The organism is Rugamonas apoptosis (assembly GCF_014042355.1).
Taxonomy (GTDB): Bacteria; Pseudomonadota; Gammaproteobacteria; order Burkholderiales; family Burkholderiaceae_D; genus Rugamonas; species Rugamonas apoptosis.
Genome location: NZ_JACEZU010000005.1, coordinates 238,382 through 260,693, shown reverse-complemented (window position 1 = coordinate 260,693; position 22,312 = coordinate 238,382). Strand labels below are relative to the sequence as shown.

At 66.0% G+C, this 22,312-nt stretch carries 19 protein-coding genes; 5 read left to right on the top strand and 14 right to left on the bottom strand.

Annotation, left to right across the window (positions count from 1 at the left end):
- Positions 1-7: 7 nt before the first annotated feature.
- Complete coding sequence (locus H3H39_RS12245; RefSeq protein ID WP_182153654.1) at positions 8-628, bottom strand: DUF4337 domain-containing protein; 621 nt, start codon at positions 626-628, stop codon at positions 8-10.
- A gap of 43 nt (positions 629-671) precedes the next feature.
- Positions 672-1,160, bottom strand: coding sequence for a dihydrofolate reductase (locus H3H39_RS12240; RefSeq protein ID WP_182153653.1), 489 nt, complete (start codon positions 1,158-1,160; stop codon positions 672-674).
- 295 nt (positions 1,161-1,455) lie between these two features.
- Between H3H39_RS12240 and H3H39_RS12235 the strand changes: the two genes are divergently transcribed.
- The 5 genes from H3H39_RS12235 to H3H39_RS12215 all read left to right on the top strand — a co-directional run bounded on the left by H3H39_RS12235 (position 1,456) and on the right by H3H39_RS12215 (position 8,158).
- Positions 1,456-3,198: a methyl-accepting chemotaxis protein gene (locus H3H39_RS12235; RefSeq protein WP_182153652.1), complete on the top strand. Its 1,743-nt coding sequence runs from the start codon at positions 1,456-1,458 to the stop codon at positions 3,196-3,198.
- A gap of 447 nt (positions 3,199-3,645) precedes the next feature.
- Complete coding sequence (locus tag H3H39_RS12230; protein WP_182153795.1) at positions 3,646-5,121, top strand: MBOAT family O-acyltransferase; 1,476 nt, start codon at positions 3,646-3,648, stop codon at positions 5,119-5,121.
- Positions 5,121-6,323, top strand: a complete 1,203-nt coding sequence (locus H3H39_RS12225; protein ID WP_182153651.1) for a hypothetical protein — start codon at positions 5,121-5,123, stop codon at positions 6,321-6,323. Before H3H39_RS12230 ends, H3H39_RS12225 begins: the two co-directional genes overlap by 1 nt.
- A 296-nt stretch (positions 6,324-6,619) precedes the next feature.
- Entirely contained in the window at positions 6,620-7,156 is a 537-nt protein-coding gene (locus H3H39_RS12220; RefSeq protein WP_182153650.1) for an FxDxF family PEP-CTERM protein, read from the top strand.
- Between the two features lie 126 nt (positions 7,157-7,282).
- Positions 7,283-8,158: a LysR family transcriptional regulator gene (locus H3H39_RS12215; protein WP_182153649.1), complete on the top strand. Its 876-nt coding sequence runs from the start codon at positions 7,283-7,285 to the stop codon at positions 8,156-8,158.
- Positions 8,159-8,173: 15 nt separating this feature from the next.
- On the opposite strand, the gene H3H39_RS12210 is transcribed toward H3H39_RS12215, so the two are convergent.
- The 12 genes from H3H39_RS12210 to wrbA all read right to left on the bottom strand — a co-directional run bounded on the left by H3H39_RS12210 (position 8,174) and on the right by wrbA (position 22,312).
- A complete protein-coding gene (locus H3H39_RS12210) occupies positions 8,174-9,187 on the bottom strand; it encodes a YeiH family protein (RefSeq protein ID WP_182153648.1) in 1,014 nt (337 codons plus the stop codon).
- Between the two features lie 217 nt (positions 9,188-9,404).
- Positions 9,405-10,100: an alpha/beta fold hydrolase gene (locus tag H3H39_RS12205; protein ID WP_311196903.1), complete on the bottom strand. Its 696-nt coding sequence runs from the start codon at positions 10,098-10,100 to the stop codon at positions 9,405-9,407.
- A 6-nt stretch (positions 10,101-10,106) separates the two neighbouring features.
- Positions 10,107-11,081, bottom strand: coding sequence for a thymidylate synthase (locus tag H3H39_RS12200; protein WP_182153647.1), 975 nt, complete (start codon positions 11,079-11,081; stop codon positions 10,107-10,109).
- A 156-nt stretch (positions 11,082-11,237) separates the two neighbouring features.
- A complete protein-coding gene (locus tag H3H39_RS12195) occupies positions 11,238-12,740 on the bottom strand; it encodes a DEAD/DEAH box helicase (RefSeq protein WP_182153646.1) in 1,503 nt (500 codons plus the stop codon).
- A gap of 53 nt (positions 12,741-12,793) precedes the next feature.
- The gene (locus tag H3H39_RS12190; RefSeq protein ID WP_311196902.1) at positions 12,794-13,879 is read right to left on the bottom strand and encodes a threonine aldolase family protein; all 1,086 of its coding nucleotides are present in this window, start codon (positions 13,877-13,879) and stop codon (positions 12,794-12,796) included.
- A 12-nt stretch (positions 13,880-13,891) separates the two neighbouring features.
- Entirely contained in the window at positions 13,892-15,730 is a 1,839-nt protein-coding gene (locus H3H39_RS12185; RefSeq protein WP_182153792.1) for an ABC transporter transmembrane domain-containing protein, read from the bottom strand.
- A 29-nt stretch (positions 15,731-15,759) separates the two neighbouring features.
- On the bottom strand, positions 15,760-16,842 hold the full coding sequence (locus H3H39_RS12180) for a lipocalin-like domain-containing protein (protein WP_182153645.1): 1,083 nt from the start codon (positions 16,840-16,842) through the stop codon (positions 15,760-15,762).
- Between the two features lie 2 nt (positions 16,843-16,844).
- Positions 16,845-19,445, bottom strand: a complete 2,601-nt coding sequence (locus tag H3H39_RS12175; protein WP_182153644.1) for an ABC transporter permease — start codon at positions 19,443-19,445, stop codon at positions 16,845-16,847.
- On the bottom strand, positions 19,430-19,879 hold the full coding sequence (locus tag H3H39_RS12170; protein WP_182153643.1) for a DUF4124 domain-containing protein: 450 nt from the start codon (positions 19,877-19,879) through the stop codon (positions 19,430-19,432). Before H3H39_RS12170 ends, H3H39_RS12175 begins: the two co-directional genes overlap by 16 nt.
- Entirely contained in the window at positions 19,876-21,303 is a 1,428-nt protein-coding gene (locus H3H39_RS12165) for an FAD-binding oxidoreductase (protein ID WP_182153642.1), read from the bottom strand. Before H3H39_RS12165 ends, H3H39_RS12170 begins: the two co-directional genes overlap by 4 nt.
- Positions 21,300-21,704 (bottom strand): DUF2069 domain-containing protein, encoded by a 405-nt coding sequence (locus H3H39_RS12160; RefSeq protein ID WP_182153641.1) that lies wholly within the window; start codon positions 21,702-21,704, stop codon positions 21,300-21,302. The genes H3H39_RS12165 and H3H39_RS12160 overlap by 4 nt, the downstream gene beginning before the upstream one ends.
- Positions 21,704-22,312, bottom strand: coding sequence for an NAD(P)H:quinone oxidoreductase (gene wrbA / locus H3H39_RS12155; RefSeq protein WP_182153640.1), 609 nt, complete (start codon positions 22,310-22,312; stop codon positions 21,704-21,706). Before wrbA ends, H3H39_RS12160 begins: the two co-directional genes overlap by 1 nt.

Genomic DNA, 22,312 nt, shown 5'->3' with positions numbered 1-22,312 from the left:
CTTCCTGTCAGTGGCCGGCGGCGGCGCCGCCCAGCTTGAGCATCATCGCGCCCAGCGGGTCCACATGCAGCCAGGCGAACGCGCCCAGCGCCAGGCCAACCCCGGCCACGCCGTAGGCGGCCGCCTGCAACCATTTCTTCCTTGTTAACAAAGTGATGGCGGCCAGCGAAATGGCGATCTGCTCGGCCGTGGTGGCCAGCGCCCACTGGTGGTGGGCGTGCATGGCTTCATCGGACTTGTGGTTCCATTCCTTGGACGACTCCTCCCACTTTTCCGCTTCCTTCTTGATGTCTTCCTTTTCCGACTTGTAGCGCGCCACTTCCGACTTGTAGCGTTCCACGTCCACGCCGGGCAGCGTCATGGCCAGTTCGGCCAGGTTTTGCTTGTTCGACTTGGCCTGGTAGTAGTTCCAGCTGTTGGCAGCCTGGGTCTTGTCGATGGCGGCATTGTTCTTGAACAGGGCCGCGTCGTTCTGGGTGGCGCCGCCCTGGTAGCCGAACATGGCTCCCACGGTGGCCAGGATGGCCGTCATGACGGCGATGTTGTTGGAAAAACTGTCGCCGCCGTGGGCTGCGTGTTCCACCGCGTGATCGTGCGGGCCGTGTACGTGAAATCCGTGACCTGACATGGTTGTATGTTTCCTCTAAAAGTATGGAGCTGAACAGGATGGGTTATGGAGCGGCCCGACGGCGCAGTGTGACGAACGCGTATTCCAGGCCGGTGGCCGATACGTGCGCCTCGCGGGCCGTTTCGACCCATGCATCCTGCGCGATGGCGGGGAAGAAGGCGTCGCAGGCGAAGGTCTGGTTGATGCAGGTCAGATCAAGTTGATCGGCCAGCGCCAGGGCCTGTCCGTAAATCTCGGCGCCGCCTATGATGTAAGCCGGTGCATCTTGCACTAAAGCAACGGCGGCCTCCAGTGAAGCGGCCGTTTCCACGCCGTCGTGGCGCCAGTCGCCGTTGCGGGTGATGACGATGTTGCGCCGGCCCGGCAGGGGACGGCCGATGGATTCAAACGTTTTGCGTCCCATCAGGATGGGGTGACCCGTCGTGAGGCGCTTGAAATGGGCCAGGTCTTCCGGCAAACGCCAGGGCAGGGTGTTGGCGATGCCGATGCCGCGCTGGGCATCCATGGCGACGATGATGTTCAGTTGGCTCATGTTCTGGTGCTAGTAGTCGGTGCGTGGCCGGCGCGGCCGGGTTCGGGCGCGCCATGCCGTTGCTTTTGTGGCGCGCCGCGGCGTGGCCACATTATCGTCGAATTCAGCGCCCGCCGGGCGGCGCCGTCGTCGCTTTCAAGATGATATTTAGATCAATCATTCCAGTGTGAAAATGTGTGAGTTTCATCTTTGATTTTTTGCGTATTGTACGAGGGAATTGTTAGTGATTCCTAGTTGGAAATTTAACAACCGCCGGGCAAGGCAAGCATCCAAGAACAATACCTAGGGAGTAGACATGTTTACGAATCTCAAAATCAGGACGCTGGTGATCGTCGCGCTGGCGGTCTTGCTGGCCCTGATGCTGGCTAACGGGCTGATGGGCATTTACGGCGCCGGCCATTCTGTCGGCCTGGTCCAGCAGGTGACGCTGCGCGACCAGCAGAACAGTACCGAACTGAACGCCATGCGGCTGGACATGGAACAGAGCCGCAGCCAGATCCTGCAAGCGTTGCAGCACAACCCGGAGCTGGCCTGGGCCAAGCTGCATGACCATCCGTTGACGGTGCACTTCGACTTGATCGCCACCTTCGCCGACCGTACGGCCAAGCGCTGGGACGCTTACCTGGCCGGCATCAGCGCGCCGGAGGAGAAGCGCCTGGCCGAACAGTGGTACGCCGACAGCGCGGGCCTGGGCCTGGAGGCTATCAAGGCGGCCGGCGCCGCCATCAAGGGCGACCAGTGGGATGAAGCGGAGGCCATCCTGATCAAGAAGATCAATCCGTCCTACCGCAAGGGCGATGTGGCGCTCAAGGTACTGACCGAGTATGCCGTGTCCAAGGCCAAGGCCAACGACGCAGCGGTCGGCGCCAGCCTGGCGTCGACCACCTGGACCATGGTGGCCGTGCTGGCGGTGGGGTTGCTGGTGGGCGCCGCCGTCGGCATGGCCCTGCTGCGCGCCATTTCCGCGCCGCTGGAGCAGGCCATGGCCATCGCCACCCGGGTGGCGGACGGCGACCTGACGGGCCGCATCGAATCGCACAGCCATAATGAAATCGGCGCCTTGCTGACGGCGCTGGACCGCATGAAGGGCAACCTGGCCAGCATCGTGCATGAGGTGCGCGGCAGCACCGACACCATCGCCAGCGCGTCGGGCCAGATCGCGGCCGGCAATATGGACCTGTCGGGCCGCACCGGCGAGCAAGCCAGTTCGCTGGACCGGACCGCGCAGGCCATGGAGGAACTGACGGGTACCGTGCGCCAGAATGCCGACAACGCGCGCCAGGCCAACCAGTTGGCGCAGTCGGCGTCGGCGGTGGCCGTCAAGGGCGGCACCGTGGTGAGCGAAGTGGTGCAGACCATGGGTTCGATCAACGATTCGTCGCGCAAGATCGTCGACATCATCGGCGTGATCGACGGCATCGCGTTCCAGACCAATATCCTGGCCCTGAATGCGGCGGTGGAAGCGGCGCGGGCGGGCGAGCAGGGACGGGGCTTCGCCGTGGTGGCGTCCGAGGTGCGCAACCTGGCCCAGCGCAGCGCCGGCGCGGCCAAGGAGATCAAGGAGCTGATCGGCGACTCGGTGGAAAAAGTGGGCACCGGTGCACGCCTGGTGGACGAGGCCGGGGCCACGATGCAGGAAGTGGTCACCAGCATCCAGCGCGTGGCCGACATCATGGGCGAAATCACCCAGGCCAGCCAGGAGCAGACGGCGGGGCTGGACCAGATCAATGCCGACATCGGCCAGATGGACGCCATCACCCAGCAGAACGTGGCGCTGGTGGAGCAGGCATCGGCGGCCGCCACGTCACTGCAGGAGCAGGCCGGTTCGCTGGCCCAGGTGGTCAGTGTGTTCAAGCTGGACGGCATGGCCCCGGCCCGTTCGGCCGCGCCACGGCCAACGCACGTCGCCCGGCCCGCGCCGGTGAAGGCGCTGAAGGCTGCCGCGCCACGCGTGGTGGCCAAGGCGGCGCCGTCGCCCGTACGCGCCAAGGCTGTGGCGAACAGCAAGCAGACGGATGGCGACTGGGAAGAGTTCTGACGCGCGGCCTGGCCAAGGGGGCGCTAGCGCCCTTTGCCGCCGGACGCGATCATCTTGTCCAACTGGCCGAAACGATGGCACATCGGTGCGTACCGGCGTAAGAAAGCCCGCACGGGGCGGGCAGGGTGATGCGGCGTGGTCAAATGGACTCGACGGTCGGTGTCAGACGGTCGGTGTCAGGTCTGTCATTCGGACAGCAAGCTAGCACCCTTGAGGTCAATCAAACGGCCTCGTAATCGCATGTGGTAGATGGTCTCTCACTGGAGCTACCTTTTCTAATAGCAGAAAAAGTATGCCACGATGAGAAAAATCAAAGAAACGCGACGATTGTCCGAATGACAGACCTGACACCGACTTGCTGAATTTGCTGGTTACACGGCATGATCTGGCACAGGACCGCTTGGCGCGGCCCGTCATACGATGGGCTTTTCCGTCGGCGCGCCAGCCATGTTGTTCAACTCGCAACCCTTCCTGCTGCTGTTCCTGCCGGCCGTGCTGGCCGGCTTCTTCCTGCTGGGGCGACGTTCGCCCACAGCCGCAGCATGGTGGCTGGCCGCCGCTTCGCTGTTTTTCTATGGATACTGGAATCCGCGCTTCCTGCCCTTGCTGCTGACCTCCGTCATACTGAACTACCGGCTCGGCGCGTTGTTGCAGCGCAGGCCAAGCCGGCGTTGGCTGGCGGCCGGAGTGGCGGCCAACCTGCTGGCCCTGGGCTGGTATAAGTACGCCGGTTTCCTCGCCGCATCCGCGCATTTGCCGGTGCCGGACGTCGTGCTGCCGATCGGGATTTCGTTCTTCACTTTCACCCAGATCGCCTTCCTGGTCGATAGCTGCCAGGGTAAGGCCAGCGAACGCCGCTTTGCGCACTACCTGCTGTTCGTGACCTACTTTCCGCACCTCGTGGCCGGGCCCGTGCTGCACCACAAGGAGATGATGCCGCAGTTCGCGGACCCACGCATCTACTGTCCGCGTGCGCTCAATTTCGCTGTGGGCGCCACCATTTTCTTCGCGGGCCTGGCGAAGAAGGTGCTGATCGCCGATAACATCGCGCCGTATGCCAACGCCGTCTTCAATCATGGCGGCAGCCCGTCGCTGCTGGTGGCCTGGGGCGGGGTGCTGGCCTATGCCTTCCAGTTGTATTTCGACTTCTCGGGATACTCCGACATGGCGATCGGGCTGTCCCGCCTGTTCGGCGTGCGCCTGCCGCTCAATTTCAATTCGCCCTACCAGGCCGCCAATATCAGCGAATTCTGGCGCTGCTGGCACATGACGTTGTCGCGCTTCCTGCGTGATTACCTGTACGTTCCTCTGGGCGGCAACCGCCACGGCAAGGCGCGCCGCTACGTCAACCTGATGGTCACCATGCTGCTCGGCGGTCTGTGGCACGGCGCCGGCTGGAACTACATGATCTGGGGCGGTCTGCATGGGATCTACCTCGCCGTGCACCACGCATGGTCGGCGCTGCGCCTGCCTATGGGACGCCGTACCGCGACGGCGATCACCTTCATCGCCGTCTGCTACGCGTGGGTGTTCTTCCGTGCCCCCGACCTGCACGGCGCCCTGGCGTTCGTGCGGGGCATGTGCGGCGCCAACGGCATCGCCTTGCCCGATGCCTTCGCCAGCCGCCTCGGTGGCCTGCTGCCGCTCATGGAACGGGTGGGTATCACTTTCTACGGCGGCGGGGGCAGCCAGTTCATCGACACCTGGGGCGCGGTGGGCGCGGCCGCCGCCCTGGTGTTCCTGTGCCCGAACACGCAGCAGATCACGGCGCGCTTCAAACCCGCGCTCGATAGCGGCGGGTGTCGTCCCTCGCGGCTGGCGTGGGCGCCCACGCGCGCGTGGGGCATGGTGATCGGCGTGATCGCGTTGCTGGATCTGCTGTCGCTCAATCGCCCCAGCGATTTCCTGTACTTCCAGTTCTGATGCAGGCCCGCTCCCGCACCTTCCTGCGTACTGCCCTGGCCACGCTGGCTGCGGGCAGCGCCGCCTGTGCGTCTTTTGTCTACGTGGTCGATCCTTACGGCTTGTATGGCGCGGTAAAACGACCCGGCGTCAACGCGGTCAAGCCGTCGCTCACGCGCTACCAGGAGGAGATCAAGGTCAGCAACGCATTGCGCTCCGGCGCGACCAACTTCATCTTTGGGAATTCGCGCGCCGAAATCGGGTTCGATCCTGAGATACTGGGCAACGCCTACAATCTCGCCATCGCCGGCTCCGTCATGGACACCGTGATCAGCCAGATCGCCTACCTGCGGGCGCGCGGTGTCAAGCCGGCCAGCGCCATCGTCGGCATGGAATTTCTCAACTACGCGGAAGCACCGCGTCCCGCGCAGGCCTTGGCGCCGTCAGCAGCGCCGGACCATCCGGCCGACCGCGCGTTCTGGCGCTTCGACACGTTGTTCTCCTTCACATCGCTCAAGGACAGCGTGCAAACCCTGCGCATCCAGCAGGACGCTTATGCCGAGTCGATGAGTCCACGCGGCTTCAACCCGCTGCGGGAATACCTCGCCTATGCCCGCGTGGATGGCTACCACCTGATATTCCAGCGCCGTGCGGAGGAGAACGCGGCCAATTACCTGCGCAAGGCGGGCACCGGCTTCAACGCCGCCCAGGCCCGGCGCGATACGCGCCGCATCCTCGACCTGCTGGCGCCTTCCGGCGCCGACATCAAACTGGTCATCTACCCCTACCACGCCCAGTTGCTGCTGCTGTTCGAGGAGACCGGGCTGTGGCCGTGGTTCGAAGCCTGGAAAGCGATCCTGGCGGAGGAGGTCGACGCGGCGCGCATTCGCCATCCCGGCGCGCATATCCTGCTGGCTGACTTCAGCGGCTTTGGCGCGCGCCAGTGCGAGGGTGTGCCAGCCCGGGGATCGTCCGCGGCGACGCGTTGGTATTGGGAAGGCGGCCACTTCAAGAAAGCGCTCGGTGACGAAGTGTTGCGCGCCCTGATCACCGGAAAAGGCGATCAGGACCTGGGCATGGCGCTCGATACGGCCACCCTGGCGGCCAATCGCGCGCGCATCATACGAGAACGTGCGGCCTGCCTGGCCGCACGGCCCGGCCTGCTGGCAGAGGTCCGCGCCATTGTGGCAACCCAGCGCCGCAGCGCCGTTCCAGCGTGGTGATCCGAGCCGGCGATCCGGCCCGCTCAGTGTCTTGCCTTTTTCTCGTCTTGGTGTAGGAAATTTCCTACACAACCCCAGCCGATATCCCGGATGCAAGTCATCGTCACCCACTCCTCATAGGGAAGAGCTCGCAAAACTGGCTCGACCGATTAACAAAATTTATTGTTGGAAATATTTCCTAAATGAATTGAAATAGTGTCGCACGATTAATGCTGTCAGTTTTGCCATGTTAAGCTCAAAAGGCAGTATGTGATCAATCAACGGGAACTGCTGTTCCCGCTTTACATGGAGAAATTATGACTAAACTCAAATCGGCGTTCGCCGCCATCGCGCTGGCTGGCGCGGCACTGTCGGGCAGCACCGCCGTCGCCGCCGACATCAGCCAGCCTGCCCAAGCGCTCACCCTGACCGCCGGTGCCAATTTCTTTGGCCACGTGTTTGACTTGGGTAATAGCGGCAATACGTTCAGCGATCGCTACAACTTCACCTCCAGCGGCGCGTCCAGCTTGGTGGCCCAGGTGTCGGCCATCAGCCCCGCGTCGACGGATGGAATCAAGATCACGGGTTTCTCCCTCTTCAACTCTGGGGGCTTGTCGCTGGGTGGCACGAAAGTGCTCGATGGCATGGTTGACCTGTGGACGCTGACGAGCACCCATCTGGTGCCAGACAGCTACTATCTGCTGGTAACGGGCCAGGTGCTGTCGGCCGCCCCGACCAGCTACAGCGGCACCGTGATCACTTCGGCGGTGCCTGAGCCTGCTACCTATGGCATGTTGGTTGCTGGCGCCATCCTGATCGCCTACCGCAGCCGTCGCCGCAACGACGTGGCGTAAACGACGCGCTAGTATCATCGTATGACCGAACGGAGGCCGCGGCCTCCGTTTTTGCATCCCTTCCGCCGCACGCTATACAATCTGGGCTTGCCGCACCTTGCCGGCCAGCCCAGATCCCGCCACGCCATGACGTTAGACCAATTACGGATTTTTATCGCCGTCGCCGAGCGCGAGCACCTGACGCAGGCCGCAAGCGCGCTGGCGCTCACGCCATCGGCCGTCAGCGCCGCCATCCGCGCGCTGGAGGACCGCTACGGCACGCCACTGTTCAACCGGGTGGGGCGGCGCATCGAATTGAGTGAGGCTGGCCGCATCTTCCTGACCGAAGCACAGGCCACGCTGGCCATGGCCCGCAGCGCCGAGCTGACGCTGGCCGAACTGGGTGGCCTGAAACGGGGCGCACTGCGCATCCACGCCAGCCAGACCATCGCCAGCTACTGGCTGCCCGCGCTGTTGGTGCGCTTCCGCCAGCACTATCCGCAGATCGAACTCACGCTCACCATAGGCAACACCCAAAGCGTGGCGCGGGCCGTGGTGGAGGGGGGAGCTGACCTGGGGTTTGTGGAAGGCGAGATCGACGAGGCGGAACTGTCGGTGCAGGTGGTAGCCGAGGATCGCATCGCCGTGCTGGTGGCGCCTGGCCATCGGTGGGACGGCCACGCCGGCGTGACGGGGGAAGAACTGCTGACGGAACGCTGGGTGCTGCGCGAGCATGGCTCCGGCACGCGTTCCGCGTTCGAAGGCATGCTGGGCGCGCTGGGCATGGATGGTGAGCGGCTGGACGTGGCGTTGACGCTGCCGTCCAACGAAGCCGTATGCGCCGCCGCCATGTACGGCGGCTTCGCCACGGTGGTATCGGAGCGGGTGGCTGCCGCCTATCTGCAGGCCGGCCTGCTGCGCAAGGTGGACTTCGCGCTGCCGGCCCGCGCGTTCCGCCTGTTGCGCCACCAGGCGCGCTACAGGAACAAGGCGTCGCTGGCGCTGGAGGCGTTGATCACCTGAGCCGCCGCTGCGGCATCAGGCGATATGCAGCAATTGAATCAGGGTGGCGCTGAACACGCCCAGCACTACCAGCGACAGCATGACGACGCCGGTGACACGTCCGCCCGCCCGCAGCACGGCGCGCGCGTCCACGCCCAGGCCCAGGGCCGCCATCGACATCACTGTCAGGTAGCTGGCGCCTTCATGGGCGACGGCCAGCAGCGATTCCGGCAGCACGTCGGCCGAACGCAATCCCATCATCACCAGGAAACCGACGATAAACCAGGGCACCATCTGCGACAGCGGGGGGCGCTGGCCGGCATCGTCGCGGCCCAGCAGGGATAATGTCAACACGACGGGGCCCAGCATCAGCACCCGCACCAGTTTGACCAGCGTGCCAATATGAACGCTGGTCTGCGACACGGTGGCGGTGGCCGCCAGTACTTGCGGCACGGCGTACACGGTCATGCCGGCGAACACGCCGTACTGCACGTCCGACAACTGCAGCAGCGGCACCAGCAGGGGCAGGGCCAGCACCACCACCACGCCCAGCACGGCGGTAAAGGCGATCGATGCCGCCACGTCCTTGCCGTCCGCGTTGATGACGGGGGCTACGGCGGCGATGGCTGAATTGCCGCAGATGGAATTGCCGCAGGCGATCAGCAGCGCCATCTTGCCGGGCAGGCCGCTGGCGCGTCCGATGCCGTAGCTGCCCGTGATGGTGATGGCCACCACGACGGCGATCCCGACGATCATCGACATGCCGTGTTCCAGGATGGCGCCCGCGCTGACGGAGGCGCCCAGCAGGACCACGGCCACTTCCAGCAGGGTCTTGGCACTGAACTTGACGCCGCCCTGGTAGCGTGGCGCTAGCCCGCGCGCCGTGCAGACGATGGTGCCGAGCACGATGGCCAGCACCAGGCTTTCCAGCCAGGCGCGGCCGAACAGGCGTACTTCCAGCACTTCCAGGCCGTGGGCGGCGACCGTGACGGCACCACACAGGAGCAGGCCGGGCAGGAGGACTTGTGCGTTTGTTATAACTTTTTTCATCACCACAGCGCTCCGTTATTACATTATTTGTGTAACGGATTATCAAGGCCGCGTATTGTTGTGTCTATTTGTAAGTTATTGATGAATCGTTCGATTAAATTGAACAATGGTGGCATGCATGGCATGCATGGCATGGCATGGCGTGGTGCGTGTGTCGTGGCTTGGCAAGGCACGGCTGACGTGGGGCAGCGCGCGTGGCGCGGGCGGGATGCCGCGTTCAGGTGAGGAGGTAAAACTCGCGTATTGTCGCCGCGAGGGCTTGCGGCGCTTCCAGTGGAATCATGTGGCCGCAGCCGTCCAGCATGGTCAGGCGGCTGTTTGGGCAGTGCGCCTGCATGGCGCCCAAGTCGGCCGCTGCGACCTTTTGGTCGCCCTCGGAGCCGACCAGCAGCACGGGGCAGTGAAGTTCGGACAAGCGGTCCAGCAGGTCGGCCCGTTCCATCGATGCCGCGAATTGCGCCAGCAGCAGTTCCTTTCCCAGGTCCAGCGCCATTTGCTGGATCACACCAACCACGGCCGGATCGCCCATATTGGCCGGATGGACGAATTCACGCAGTTGGGCAGCTGACATGCCAGCGTAGGCGTGGCTGGCCAATACTTTCATGGTGCGCTGACGGCGCGCTATTTCATCCGCTTCCAGACCCTTGGCGGATGCAGCGATCAACACCAGCGAGTTGACCCGTTCGGGATGGGCCAGCGCATGTTCGAGCGCCAGGTAGGCCCCCAAGGAAAAGGCCACCAGGTTGGCTGCCGGTGCGCTATGTTCCGCGATAGTCTGGCGCATGGCGGCCCGGTCGTGCGCTGCTTGCAGCGGGACGAAGCGGCAATCCACGCCATCGCCCAGCAGCGGTGTCAGTCCCGACCACATGCGCTCGTCGCACATGGTGCCGGGGATGAAGTCGAGCCGCAGCACGTCCCGTCAGACTGCCATGGGCGCCGTGATAGGCGCATGGTGCTGGTAGCCTTCCAGCGCGAAGTCGGACGGCTCGATCAGTTCCAGCCACTCGGGCTGGTACTGGCCCGTTTGTGCGAAGGCCGGCACGCGGTCCGAGATCACCAGCTTGGGCGCGGGGAAGGGCGTGCGCGTGAGCTGTTCCTTGACCATATCCAGATGGTTTTCGTAGATGTGCGCATCGCCCACGAAGTAGGTGAACCAGCGCGGGGTGTAGCCGGTCAGGCGGCCCACCAGATGCAGCAGGGCCGCGCCTTCGGCCAGGTTGAACGGCGTGCCCAGGCCGATATCATTGCTGCGCACGTACAGGCACAGCGAGATTTCGCGCGCGGCGGCGTTAGGGATGAACTGGTACAGCAGGTGACAGGCCGGCAGCGCCACGGCGTCCAGGTCGGCCGGATTCCAGCCGTGGAACAGGATGCGGCGGCTGCCCGGATTGTTGACGATGGTGTCCAGGCATTCGCGCAACTGGTCGATGGCCTTGTACAGCAGGACTTTGGCCACGCCTTCGTCCTGCAGCGGGGCCACTACACGGAAGCCGTTGCGTTGCGCGTCCTCGATCTGCGCCGTCTGGTCGGCGGGAATCAGCTTGTAGCCGGGCCAGCCGCGCCACTGCACGCCATACACGGGGCCGAGGTCGTCTTCGCCCAGGCGGTAGGGGTTGTCCAGCCATTGCTGGTTCTCGTTGGCGTTCTGGTCCCACACTTTGCAGCCCAGGGCGCGGAAGTCGGCCGCGCTGCGCGAGGCGCGCAGGAAGGCGCACAGCTCGCCCACCACGGATTTGAAGGCCAGCTTCTTGGTCGTCACGGCTGGGAAACCGTCGTTCAGCAGGTCGAAGCGCATCATGGCGCCTGGCACGCTCAACGTGCGGATGCCGGTGCGGTTGTCCTGCCAGCTGCCGGTGTCGAGTACCGTCTTGATCAGATCCTGGTATTGCTGCATTCAATTCTCCAACGTGAGGCGTGGGCCGCGCGGCCCGGGAAGGCGGTTATTGTATCAGGCACGCATGCGGGCTAAAGGTCAGGGCGGGGGTATCAAGCGTACGCATGTGGGGCGATGGTCAGCGCGAGGGTATCAGGCACGCATGCGGCGTGAAGGTCAGCGCGAGGGGCCGCGGCCGGCGGCCTTGCCCTTGCGTTGGCCGCCAGCCGCGCCACCGGCCGAGGCCTTGGCTGCGCTGCGCGCGACGGACTTGGCGCCCCGTCCACCAGCGACGACGACGGCGCCGCGTGGCACGGAAGCGCCCGCGCCCGGTCCTTTTGCGCCCAGCCCCTTGGCGCCCGACCCTTTGGCGCCTGGTGCCTTGAAGCCGCTGGCTTTGGGCGCGGTAGCCGGTGTGGCGGGGCGCTGCCCGCCGCCAGCAGCCAGGGCTGCCTTGCCGCCCGGTGGTCCGGTGAATGGGCGTTTCTTCTTGGTGGAAGGGGGCGGCTTCGGTCCAGATGCCGCGCCGCCGGTGGCAGGCACGCGGTGGTCGGCCTCGAAGCCCGGTTCCTCCTCGCGCAGTATCACCTGGCCGGTCAATTTTTCGATGGCGGCCAGCAGGTCCACTTCATCGGCGCAGACGAGCGACACGGCTTCGCCCGTCGCCCCGGCGCGGCCAGTGCGGCCGATACGGTGGATGTAGTCTTCCGCCACGGTCGGCAGGTCAAAATTGACCACCTGCGGCAGTGCTTCGATATCGAGCCCGCGCGCGGCCACGTCGGTCGCCACCAGCACCTGCACCTGCGCCGTCTTGAAGCGGTCCAGCGCCCGCAGGCGGGCCGGCTGCGGCTTGTCGCCGTGGATGGCGTCGGCCGCGATGCCTTCCTCGAGCAGCATCTGCACCAGTTGTTCCACGCCTTTGCGGGTCTTGACGAATACCAGCACCTGTCCCCAGCGGAGCTTTTTCATCAGGTGCAGGAACAGTTCCGGCTTGCGTTTCTTGTCGGTCGGGATCAGCCACTGCCTGACGGTCTTGGTGGCCGTGTTGCGCGGGCTGACCTGGATCGATACCGGATCGACCAGCAGGCCCTTGGTCATGGCGCGGATCGCGTCCGAGAACGTGGCCGAGAACAGCAAGGTCTGGCGTGGCTTGGGCATGGCCATGAACAGCAGGTCCAGGTCATGGGAAAAGCCCAGGTCCAGCATGCGGTCGGCCTCGTCCAGCACCAGCGTTTGCAGCGATTTGAACTGGATCGCATCCTGGCGCAGCAAATCCAGCAGACGGCCCGGCGTGGCGACCAGCACGTCCAGCCCTTTGCGCAGTTTGTTTACCTGTGGTTCGATCGGCACCCCGCCATAGGCCACGAAATAGCGCAGCGGCAGATTGCGGCCATAGGTGCGGAAGCTGTCATAAACCTGCTCGGCCAGTTCGCGCGTGGGCACCAGCACCAGGCAGCGCACGGACAGCGGCGCCACCACACCTTCCATGGTCAGGCGGTGCAGGATGGGCAGCGCGAAGCCGGCCGTCTTGCCGGTGCCGGTCTGGGCGGCCGCCATCAGGTCGCGGCCGGCCAGCACGGCCGGTATGGCCTGTTTCTGGACCGGCGTCGGTTCGTTATAGGCCAGCGCTTCGAGCGCGCGCAGCAAAGGGTCGATCAGGCCGAGGGATGCAAAAGTCATGGTGTACTGAGTAGAAGACGGAAGGGGCGGCGCAGCATGGGCTGGCCGCCGGATTAATTGGTCAGGGCCGCGGCCCACAGGGCCAGGACTTCCCGCGCGCGCTCGTCGGACAGCGACAGCAGGTTATCACCCACATACAGTTCGACCACGCTGTGTTCGGGCAGCGCGCCATGGCTGGCGCGGTTGAACAGCCACACGCCGTGCCGGGCGGCGATCTCGTTGCGAATTTCCATGGCGCGCTCACGGCTCACGGGCAAGTGCAGATGGAGCATGTTCGCGTGCGGACAGGCCGGATTGACCATCATGCGCGGGTGCGCGCGCAAGGCTTCGTACAGCCATTGCGTGCGGCGGAAGTAGTCCGGCATGGCGGCCAGGCGCGCGTCGAACTGCATGGCCGCTGCCACCACATAAGGCGAGCGGTGCACGATATTGCCGCCCTGGCGGCGATACCACTCGGCCGCTTTGGCCACGAAGGCATGGCTGCCGGCCAGCAGGGCGCCGCCCAGCCCGCCGATGCCCTTGTACAGGGAAACGTAGACGCTGTCGAAACCGGCGGCGATGTCCGCCACCGGCCGGCCGTAAGCGGCCGCCGTCTCCCAAAGCCTTGCGCCATCCATGTGCAAGTGAATGCCTTGCGCGGCGCAGTGGCGCTTGATGGCGTCCAGTTCGTCCCAGCTCGGGCACTGGCCTCCGATCTCGCGCGCCGGCAGTTCCAGCGCGGCCGCACCCAGGCGGTCCGGGATGGCTTGCAGTTCTTCCAGCGTCCACGGGCGATGCTGGTCGCCGATCTGGAGCACGTGGAAGTGGTCGAACAACTGATGGTTGCCCCGCTCATGGCGCAGGATGTGGGCGGTGGGATGCAGTGCCACCAGCCTGCTGCCCCTCTCATCGCAAGCCAGGCGCAGCGCCGTGGCCTGGACCATGGTGCCGGTGATGCAGAACACGGCCGCTTCCTTGCCCAGCAAGGCCGCCACCTTTGCTTCGAATTGCTGCAGCAGCTCGCCGTCGCCGTAGGTGTCGTGCACCACGCCGTTCGCCTCGCACCATGCCGCCATGGCGGCGAAAGTCTCGGCCGGCGTGGGCTGGCGGTGGCCCGGCAGGACGGTGTGGCATTGCTGGCGCAGTTCGGCGTCGGTCACATCCGGCTCCGGTCAGTGGACCACGTGGACGTTATGGAATTGCAGCGCCGCCAGGTTGGCATACACGCCGCCCAGCGCCACCAGGGAAGCGTGGGTGCCGGTTTCGACGATCCTGCCGTCTTCCATGACGATGATGCGGTCGGCGCGTTGCACCGTGGCCAGGCGGTGCGCGATGATGACGGTGGTGCGGCCCACCATGGCCGCTTCCAGCGCCGATTGCACCAGGCGTTCCGATTCCGCGTCCAGCGCGCTGGTCGCTTCGTCCAGCAGCAGCAGCGGCGGGTTTTTCAGCAGCGCGCGGGCGATGGCGATGCGTTGGCGCTGGCCGCCGGACAGGCGCACGCCGCGCTCGCCCAGGAACGACTGGTAGCCTTGCGGCAGGCGCTCGATGAATTCGTGGGCGGCGGCCAGCTTGGCGGCCTGGATCACTTCCGCGTCGGTGGCGCCGGCGCGGCCGTAGCGGATGTTTTCCATGGCGTCGGCCGAGAAGATCACGGTATCCTGCGGCACGATGCCGATCGCGTCGCGCAGCGTGTGCAGGTCGAGGCGGGTGATGTCCACGCCATCGAGCTTGATGGTGCCATGCTGCGGGTCGTAGAAGCGCAGGAACAGCTGGAACAGGGTGGTCTTGCCGGCGCCGGACGGGCCGACTACGGCCACCGTTTCGCCGGGCTTGATCTCCAGCGACAGGTGTTCCAGCGCCATGGTATCGGGGCGCGAAGGATAATTGAACGTCACGTCCTGCAGTGCCAGCGCAGCGCCGTTGGCCGCGCGCGGCGGCAGCGCCAGTGGCTGGGCCGGCGATTCGATGCGCGACTTGGCCGACATCAGTTCCAGCAGGCGTTCGGTGGCGCCGGCGGCGCGCTGGGCCTCGCCCATCACTTCCGACAGGGCGCCGATGGAGCCGGCCACGATGGAGGCGTACAGGATGAACTGGCCCAGGTCGCCGCCCGTCATGGTGCCTTCGATCACGGCATGCGCGCCCAGCCACAGCACGAACACGATGGTGCCGAACACCAGCACGATGGCGATCATGGTCAGCAGAGCGCGGGCGCGGATGCGGCGCATGGCCGTCAGGAAGGCGCCTTCCACGGACGTGCCAAAGCGGTCCGATTCCACTTTCTCATGGGTGAACGCCTGCACGGTGGGCATGGCGTTCAGGATCTCGCCGGCCATGGCCGAAGCGTCGGCGATGCGGTCCTGCGAATCGCGCGACAGCTTGCGTACGCGGCGGCCGAACATCACGATCGGCAGCACCGTCAGCACCAGCAGGCCGATGATGATGGACGACAGCTTGACGCTGGTGACGAACAACATCACCAGCCCGCCCAGGAACAGCAGCACGTTACGCAGCGCCATCGAGATGCTGGTGCCGACCACGGCCTGGATCAGGGTGGTGTCGGTGGTGATGCGCGACAGGACCTCGCCCGTTTGCGTGGTTTCGAAGAATTCGGGGCTCTGCGTGACCACATGACGGTACACGGCGCTGCGGATATCGGCCGTGACGCGTTCACCCAGCCAGGACACGGTGTAGAAGCGGGCCGCCGTGGCCAGCGCCAGCACGGTGGCGACGGCGAACAGGGCCAGGAACACCAGGTCCACGTGCTGGATGCTCTTGCTGCCGGCCGGGCCGCCGAAGCCCAGGTCGATCATCTGCTTGAACGCGGCGGGAATGGCCAGCGTGGAACCGGCGGCGACTACCAGCGCGATACCGGCCATCATGAACTGGCGGCGATACGGCAGCAGGAACGGCATCAGGCCCTTGAAGGCGGCCAGGCTGCCTTTCTTCAGTTGACGCGATTCGGTTGGTGCTGCGGCGGACGGTGGGCTGGCGGTGGTGCTATTTGTCATCGTGTTGGCAGTATTAGTGGTCATCGTTTTCATAATTTCATGGCACCAGCGTACCCGGTCAGTTCCAGGTAGGCGCGGCCGGCAGGTTCGCCGTCGCGGCTGACCGTGACGGCACCTTCCCAATACACCGCGCCGGTCGAGCGCCGCGAGTCCAGCTCCTGGTCGTCCTGCAAGGGCACGATGCGCCATGCGGTACGTCCGGTGGTGAGCAGGGTGGCGACGGGATACTCGGCATTGGTGCGGGGCGAACGCCAGCGCCGTTGCGGAGCAAAACTGACCTGATCCGGCGCGTACTGCGTGATCTTACCGGATGCATCGCGCCATGTCGCGTGCGCCCATAGTTTACCACCTGTGGCGCTCCTGATCTGGAAAGCCATCAGGGCGCCGCCGTCATCCAGATTGGCGCCCACCCAGTCCCAGCCCGTGGCGGCCGGATCGAGCACCTGGGACGACCATTCGTGATCAAGCCAGCTGCGGCCGGACACGGCCAGGATCTTGCCCTGGCGGTTGATGGTGCCGGTGGTGGCCAGTTGCGGCTCGCTGTAGTAATAACTGGCCTGCGCCGGTTGCGGACCCTTGCGGGAATAGCCGCCGTCGCCTTCCAACAACAGCGGCTGGCTGGGCGCCAGCCGCAGCGCGAGCGCGAAGCCGGGCGTCTCCACGCTCACGCGGTAGCCGCCGTCCGCGTCGCGCACCATACGCCAGGCGTCCAGTTTGACGTCGGTGTCGCCCACCTTGGCGTAGGCCAGGCCGAAACCCTCGCGCGCGCTGCGCTGGTCGTGCAGCAGCTTGCCGTTGGCCGGATCGGAGAGGGCCGCGTGGCCGACGATCATCTGCATGGGCGCGAAGCGGCTGGGATTGGCCCGGTCATGCGGGGTGGCGCTGCGGAAGAACGTGACCTGGTAGCCCAGCGGCTTGCCGTCCGCTCCCGTGAGCCAGCCGGTCACATACCACCACTCCGTCTTGTAGTCCGGGTGGGCGCCGTAACTGGCGGGGAAGGGCAGCGGCGCGGCCAGCGGCGTGACGGCGGCGTATTGCGGCGGCGCCGCCAGGGCCGGAACGCCGGCGGCGGCCAGCAGCGCCAGGAGTGCGATATTAATCAGACGGCGCATGGTTACCAATCCTCCCGGACGGCGCGTATCGGTCCGCCGGACAGGGCCTGGCGCCCGGCCAGCAGCGCCGTCAGCGCGGCGGCGCCCAGCAGCAGCCCGGCCACAGCGCCCAGCAGGCCCCAGGGCAGGTGCAGCTGCATGGTCCAGTGGAACGATTGCGGGTTGATGACGAAGACGAGAATCAGGCTGATGACCCAGCCCAGCACAAAGCCGGTGGCGATGCCCAGCCCCGTGAGCGAGCCGCCTTCGATGGCGAGGATGGCCAGCACCTGGCGCCGCGTGACGCCCACGTGGCGCAACATGCCGAATTCGCGGGCCCGCGCCAGCGTCTGCGCGGAGAACGTGGCGGCCACCCCGAACAGACCGATCACGATGGCGATCGCCTCCAATAGATAAGTGATGGCGAAGCTGCGATCGAACACCTGCATGCTCATGGCGCGGATGTCGGACGGCGCGCCAAAGTCCAGCCGCGCACCGAACGGCAGTTGCTTGAGGCGTTCAATCGCCTGCGCGGCGCTGGTGCCGGATTGCAGCCACAGGGCCGCATCGCTCACTTCCTGGTCGCCGGTGATGGCGCGGTAGTCGGCCAGGCGCATCTGGATCGAGCCGGTGGGCCGGGCATAGTCGCGCCACACGCCGGACACGAAGAACGTGTGCGTTTGCCCCGCCAGCGGCAAGGCGATGCGCTGGCCGGGTGCCATGCCGTACAGGTCCACCATCGCTTCGGAAATCCAGACCGGCGGCAGGCCGGCGGGCGCGGGCAGGGCCGAACCCACCAACGGCAGCAGGCGGCCCGGATCGGATGCGTCGATATAGCGCGCGATCAGCGCCACGTTGGGCCGTTCCGCCGCCAGCGACAGCGAGCGGGCGCGCAGGAAATCGGCTTTGCGCACACCCGGCAGCGCGGCCAGCGCGGCCTGTTCCGGCGGGCGCAGGCCAGCCGTGACGCCGCCGCTGGCCGAACGCACATACAGGTCGGCCGGCAGCAGATGCTGCAACCAGTCGTCCAGCGACACTCTGAAGCTGGCCACCATAATGGCCATGGCCACCATCAGGCTGAAGCTGGACAGCACGCCGCCCAGCGCGATGCCGGCCTGGCCGGAGGCGTTGGCCAGCCGCGCCAGCGTCAGCGTCAATACCGGGGAGGCGTCCGGCCGGTGTGCGGTGGCGGCGCTCCAGCGCGCGTGCGCGGCGCGGAACACGGCGGCGGCCAGCCGGGGCATCAGGGCGATAGTCCCGATCAGCAGCAGCGCGACGGCCAGGTAGCCGAAGATGGGCAGTTCGAACACGGGCGGCGCGCGCGACAGCAAGGCGGCCAGCGCCAGGCAGGCGACGGCGGGCCAGGTGGTGGCCAGGCGCGAAATGGTGGCTTCCTCCGTGCCGGATTTGAGGGCGACGGCGGGCCGGGCGCGGGCCGCCTCCAGCGCCGGGGCGGCACAACCGAGCAGCGCGACGCCCACCCCCAGCGAGAAATACACCAGTGCCGCCACCGGCGTGAATTCCACCGCCGGCTGCACGCCGGCGAACAGGCCCGCGCCCAGGTCGGCGCCGAAAAAGCGCAGCATGGCGGCCGCGATGCCATAGCCGGCCGCGATGCCGATGGCCGATCCGGCCACGCCCAGGCACAAGCCTTCCAGGAGAATTTGGCGCAGCAAACGCTTGCGGTCCATGCCCAGCACGCGCAGCAGCGCGAACTGGCTGCGGCGCCGGATCACGGACAGCGCCTGCGTGGAGAACACGAGGAAGGCGCCGGTGAACAGCGCCACCAGCGCCAGTACGGTGAGGTTGACCCGGTAGGCGCGGCTGACGCCTTCGTTGCGGCTGTTCTGGTCCTCGTCGTTGGGCAGGCTGACGCGGAAACGGCCCGGATAGCGGCGTTCCAGTTCCTGCGCCAACTTCACCTTGAACGCGTCGCGGTTGACGCCGTCGCGCAGCTTGAGGTCGATGCGCGACAGTTGGCTCAGCTTGTTGAAGCGCCATTGTGCCGCGCCCACGTCCATCACGCCCAGGCGCTGGCCGGCGCGTGCGTGCAGCAGCGGGCCGGCCACGCGCAGGCGTATGGTGTCGGTGCCGCTTTGCAGCGCGAGCATGCCGTTGCGTTCCAGCTTGAGCCAGGACAGGGCGGCGGGCGACAGGAACACTGTATCGTCGGCCAGCGCATCGTAGGGTTGATCGTCCGCCGGCACCCCCATCAACTCGGGCGTCACGAACCCGGCCCGCATGGCGTCCACGCCGATGATCTTGAGCGCGTTGCGCTGGCCGGGCAGCGAAGCGTCGAATTCCAGCACGGGCGAGGCCACGGCCACGCCGTCGCGGTTGGCCAGGTCGGGGAAGACCGTCTCGTCGAAAAACGCTTCCGTGCCGCGCACCTGCACGTCGGCCACGCCAGACAGGCCCTTGATGGCGGACGAGAATTCATTGAACGCGGCGGCGTTGATCAGGTGGATGGCGAAACCGAGCGCGATGCCGATGGCGATGGCGGCGATGGCCGTGATGGCGCGCAGCGGGTGGGCGCGCCACTCGCCCAGCAGCAGCCATCGGGACAGGCGGCGCAGGCCGGCGGCCACCGTGCGGCGATCGGGTGCGGCTAGGATGCCGGGCATTCGAGCGCCAGTTTGTCGGCCGCGTGCCTGGCCCGCAGTTGGGCCTGCGTGGCGGCCTTGCCGGTGGCCGTCTTGGCCGCGTCCTCGGCCCACTGGCGTTTCAGTTGGAGGCGGCCGCATTTCAGGCGTTTCGCCTCTGCGGCACGCTCGGCGCGGGCATAGGCGCGTTCGTCAGCTTGTTCCCGCTTCTGGCGTGCCTTTTGCAGCCCGTCGGCCTGGCGTTTGTCGCGCGCCAGCTGGGCGGCGGCATCGCTGGCGGCATCGGACGGTGGAGTGGCGGGCGCGGCCAGCACGACGCCGCGCCCATCGGGGCATGGTTCGGCGCCGTAGCTGATCTTGCCATCGGCGGAGGTGCATTTGTAGACAGGCTGCGCGCAGGCGCCGGCGGCCCACAGCAGGCCGGCGGCCAGTAACAGGCGCGCCGTCAGGTTCACAGTATCTTCCCCGGATTCATGATGCCCAGCGGGTCCAGCGCGGCCTTGATGGCCCGCATCAGGTCCAGCTCCACGGCGCTCTTGTAGTGGGCCAGGTCGTCGCGTTTGAGCGCGCCGATGCCATGTTCGGCCGAGATTGAACCGCCAAAATTGACCACGCTGTCGTGCACCACGCGGTTGACGGCGGCCTGGTTGGACAGGAAGGCTTCGTGGCCTATGCCATCCGGCGGCGCCACGTTGAAATGCAGGTTGCCGTCGCCAAGGTGGCCGAAGCACACCAGCTGGCAGCCGGGGAAAGCCTGCTCCAGCATGGGTTCGGTGGCCGTGATGAACTCCGCGATGCGCGACACGGGCAGCGAGATATCGTGCTTGATGTTCTTGCCGGCGGCCGCCTGCGCCAGCGGGATATGCTCGCGCAACTGCCACAAGCCGGCCGACTGCGCGATCGAACTGGCCACCACGGCATCGTCGATGATGTCCTGTTCCAGCGCCGCGCCGATGGCGTTTTCCAGCAGTTCGACGGCATGCTGTTCGGATTCATTACTTGATAACTCAAGTAATACATACTGGCCGTGGGCCGCCGCGAATGGCTTGGGCAGTTGCGGGAAGTGCTGCGCCACCAGCGCCAGGCAGAATTGGGACATCAGCTCGAAGCCGGTCAGGCTGGCGCCGCAGCGGTCCTGCATCAAGGTCAGCAAGCGCAGCGCGTGCGCCGGCGTGGGCAGCGCGGCCAGCGCCGTGATGCAGGCTTTCGGCTGCGGATACAGTTTGAGCACCGCGCCGGTGATCACGCCCAGCGTGCCCTCCGCGCCAATATACAGGTCGCGCAGATCGTAGCCGGTATTGTCCTTGCGCAGGCCGCGCAAGCCATCCCACAGTTGGCCTTGCGGCGTCACTACCTCCAGGCCCAGGCACAGTTCGCGCGTATTCCCGTAGCGCAGCACGGCCGTGCCGCCGGCGTTGGTGGACAGGTTGCCGCCGATGCTGCAACTGCCTTCGGCCGCCAGCGACAGCGGGAACAGACAGCCTTCGGCCGCCGCCGCTTCCTGCACCTGTTGCAGGATGCAGCCCGCATCGACCGTGATGGTGCGGTTGACGGGATCAACGGCGCGGATGCGGTTCAAGCGCGCCAGCGACAGCACCACGGCATCGCCGCTGGCGTCGGGCACACTGCCCAGCACCAGGCCCGTGCGGCCGCCTTGCGGCACCAGCGGCACCCGCCATTGGGCGCAGGCAGCGACCAGCAGCCGGACCTGTTCCACGGTGGCAGGGCGCAGCACGGCGGCCGCCTTGCCGGTGAACCGGCCGCGCCAGTCGGTAAGGTAGGGCGCCATGCCGTCGTCGTCGCAGACGACAAAATCATCGCCCACCGTGGCGCGGCAATGGTCCAGGAATTCCAGCAGGGAGGTGGCGGACAGGCTCATTTGGCGGGGTTGACCTTATCCAGCAGTTCCTTGGCCATGCGCTTGGCGGCCTTCTTGTAGGGGCGCAGGTACATCACGGCGCACACGAAGTAGACGCAGACGATGGCCGCCTCGCCCCAGCCCAGCCAGGCCGACAGGCTGCCTTTGTCGCTGTAGCCGCGCACCACGCCTTCCGTGAAGTACAGCAGGATCATCATGGACGACCATTGCAGCGTGTAGATGTCGCGCTTGAACACGCCGTACAGGGGAATCAGGAGGGGCGCCGCCTTGAGCACGACCCACGAGCCGCCCGGATGCAGCGGCGCCAACACCATCTCCCACAGCACGCACCAGATAATGAGCAGTATCAGGCTGGCGATGGCGCCCCGGTGGAAATAGCGATGCAGCTTATCGTTGACCATTATCGTCCCCGCAGTTTGACGGCCGTTTCGGCCAGGCGCCGGCCCAGTGCGATGGCCAGCCGTTTTTCGTCTTCCGTGATGGCCAGTTTGCCATCGAGTCCCGCCCAGTGGCTTGCGCCATATGGGGTGCCGCCGCTGGCGGTGGTCATCAGTTCGGGATGGGTGTAGGGCAGGCCCAACACCATCATCCCGTGGTGGAACAGCGGGATCATCATCGACAGCAGCGTCGACTCCTGGCCGCCGTGCAGGCTGCCGGTGGACGTAAACACGCAGGCCGGCTTGCCCGCCAGGGTGCCGGACAGCCAGTCGGCCGAAGTACCATCCCAAAAATACTTCATGGCCGAAGCCATGTTGCCAAAGCGCGTGGGCGAGCCCAGGGCCAGTCCGGCGCATTCCTTCAAATCGTCCAGTTCCACGTAGGGCGCGCCGTCGCTGGGCACCTCGGGCTCCGTGGCGACGGTCACGGTGGACACGGCCGGCACCGTCCGAATGCGGGCGTCGCAGCCCGGTACGCTCTCAATGCCTTGTGCAATCAGTTCCGCCAATTTGCGGGTCGCGCCATGACGCGAATAGAACAATACAAGAATAATCAGATTGGTTTGGTTCAT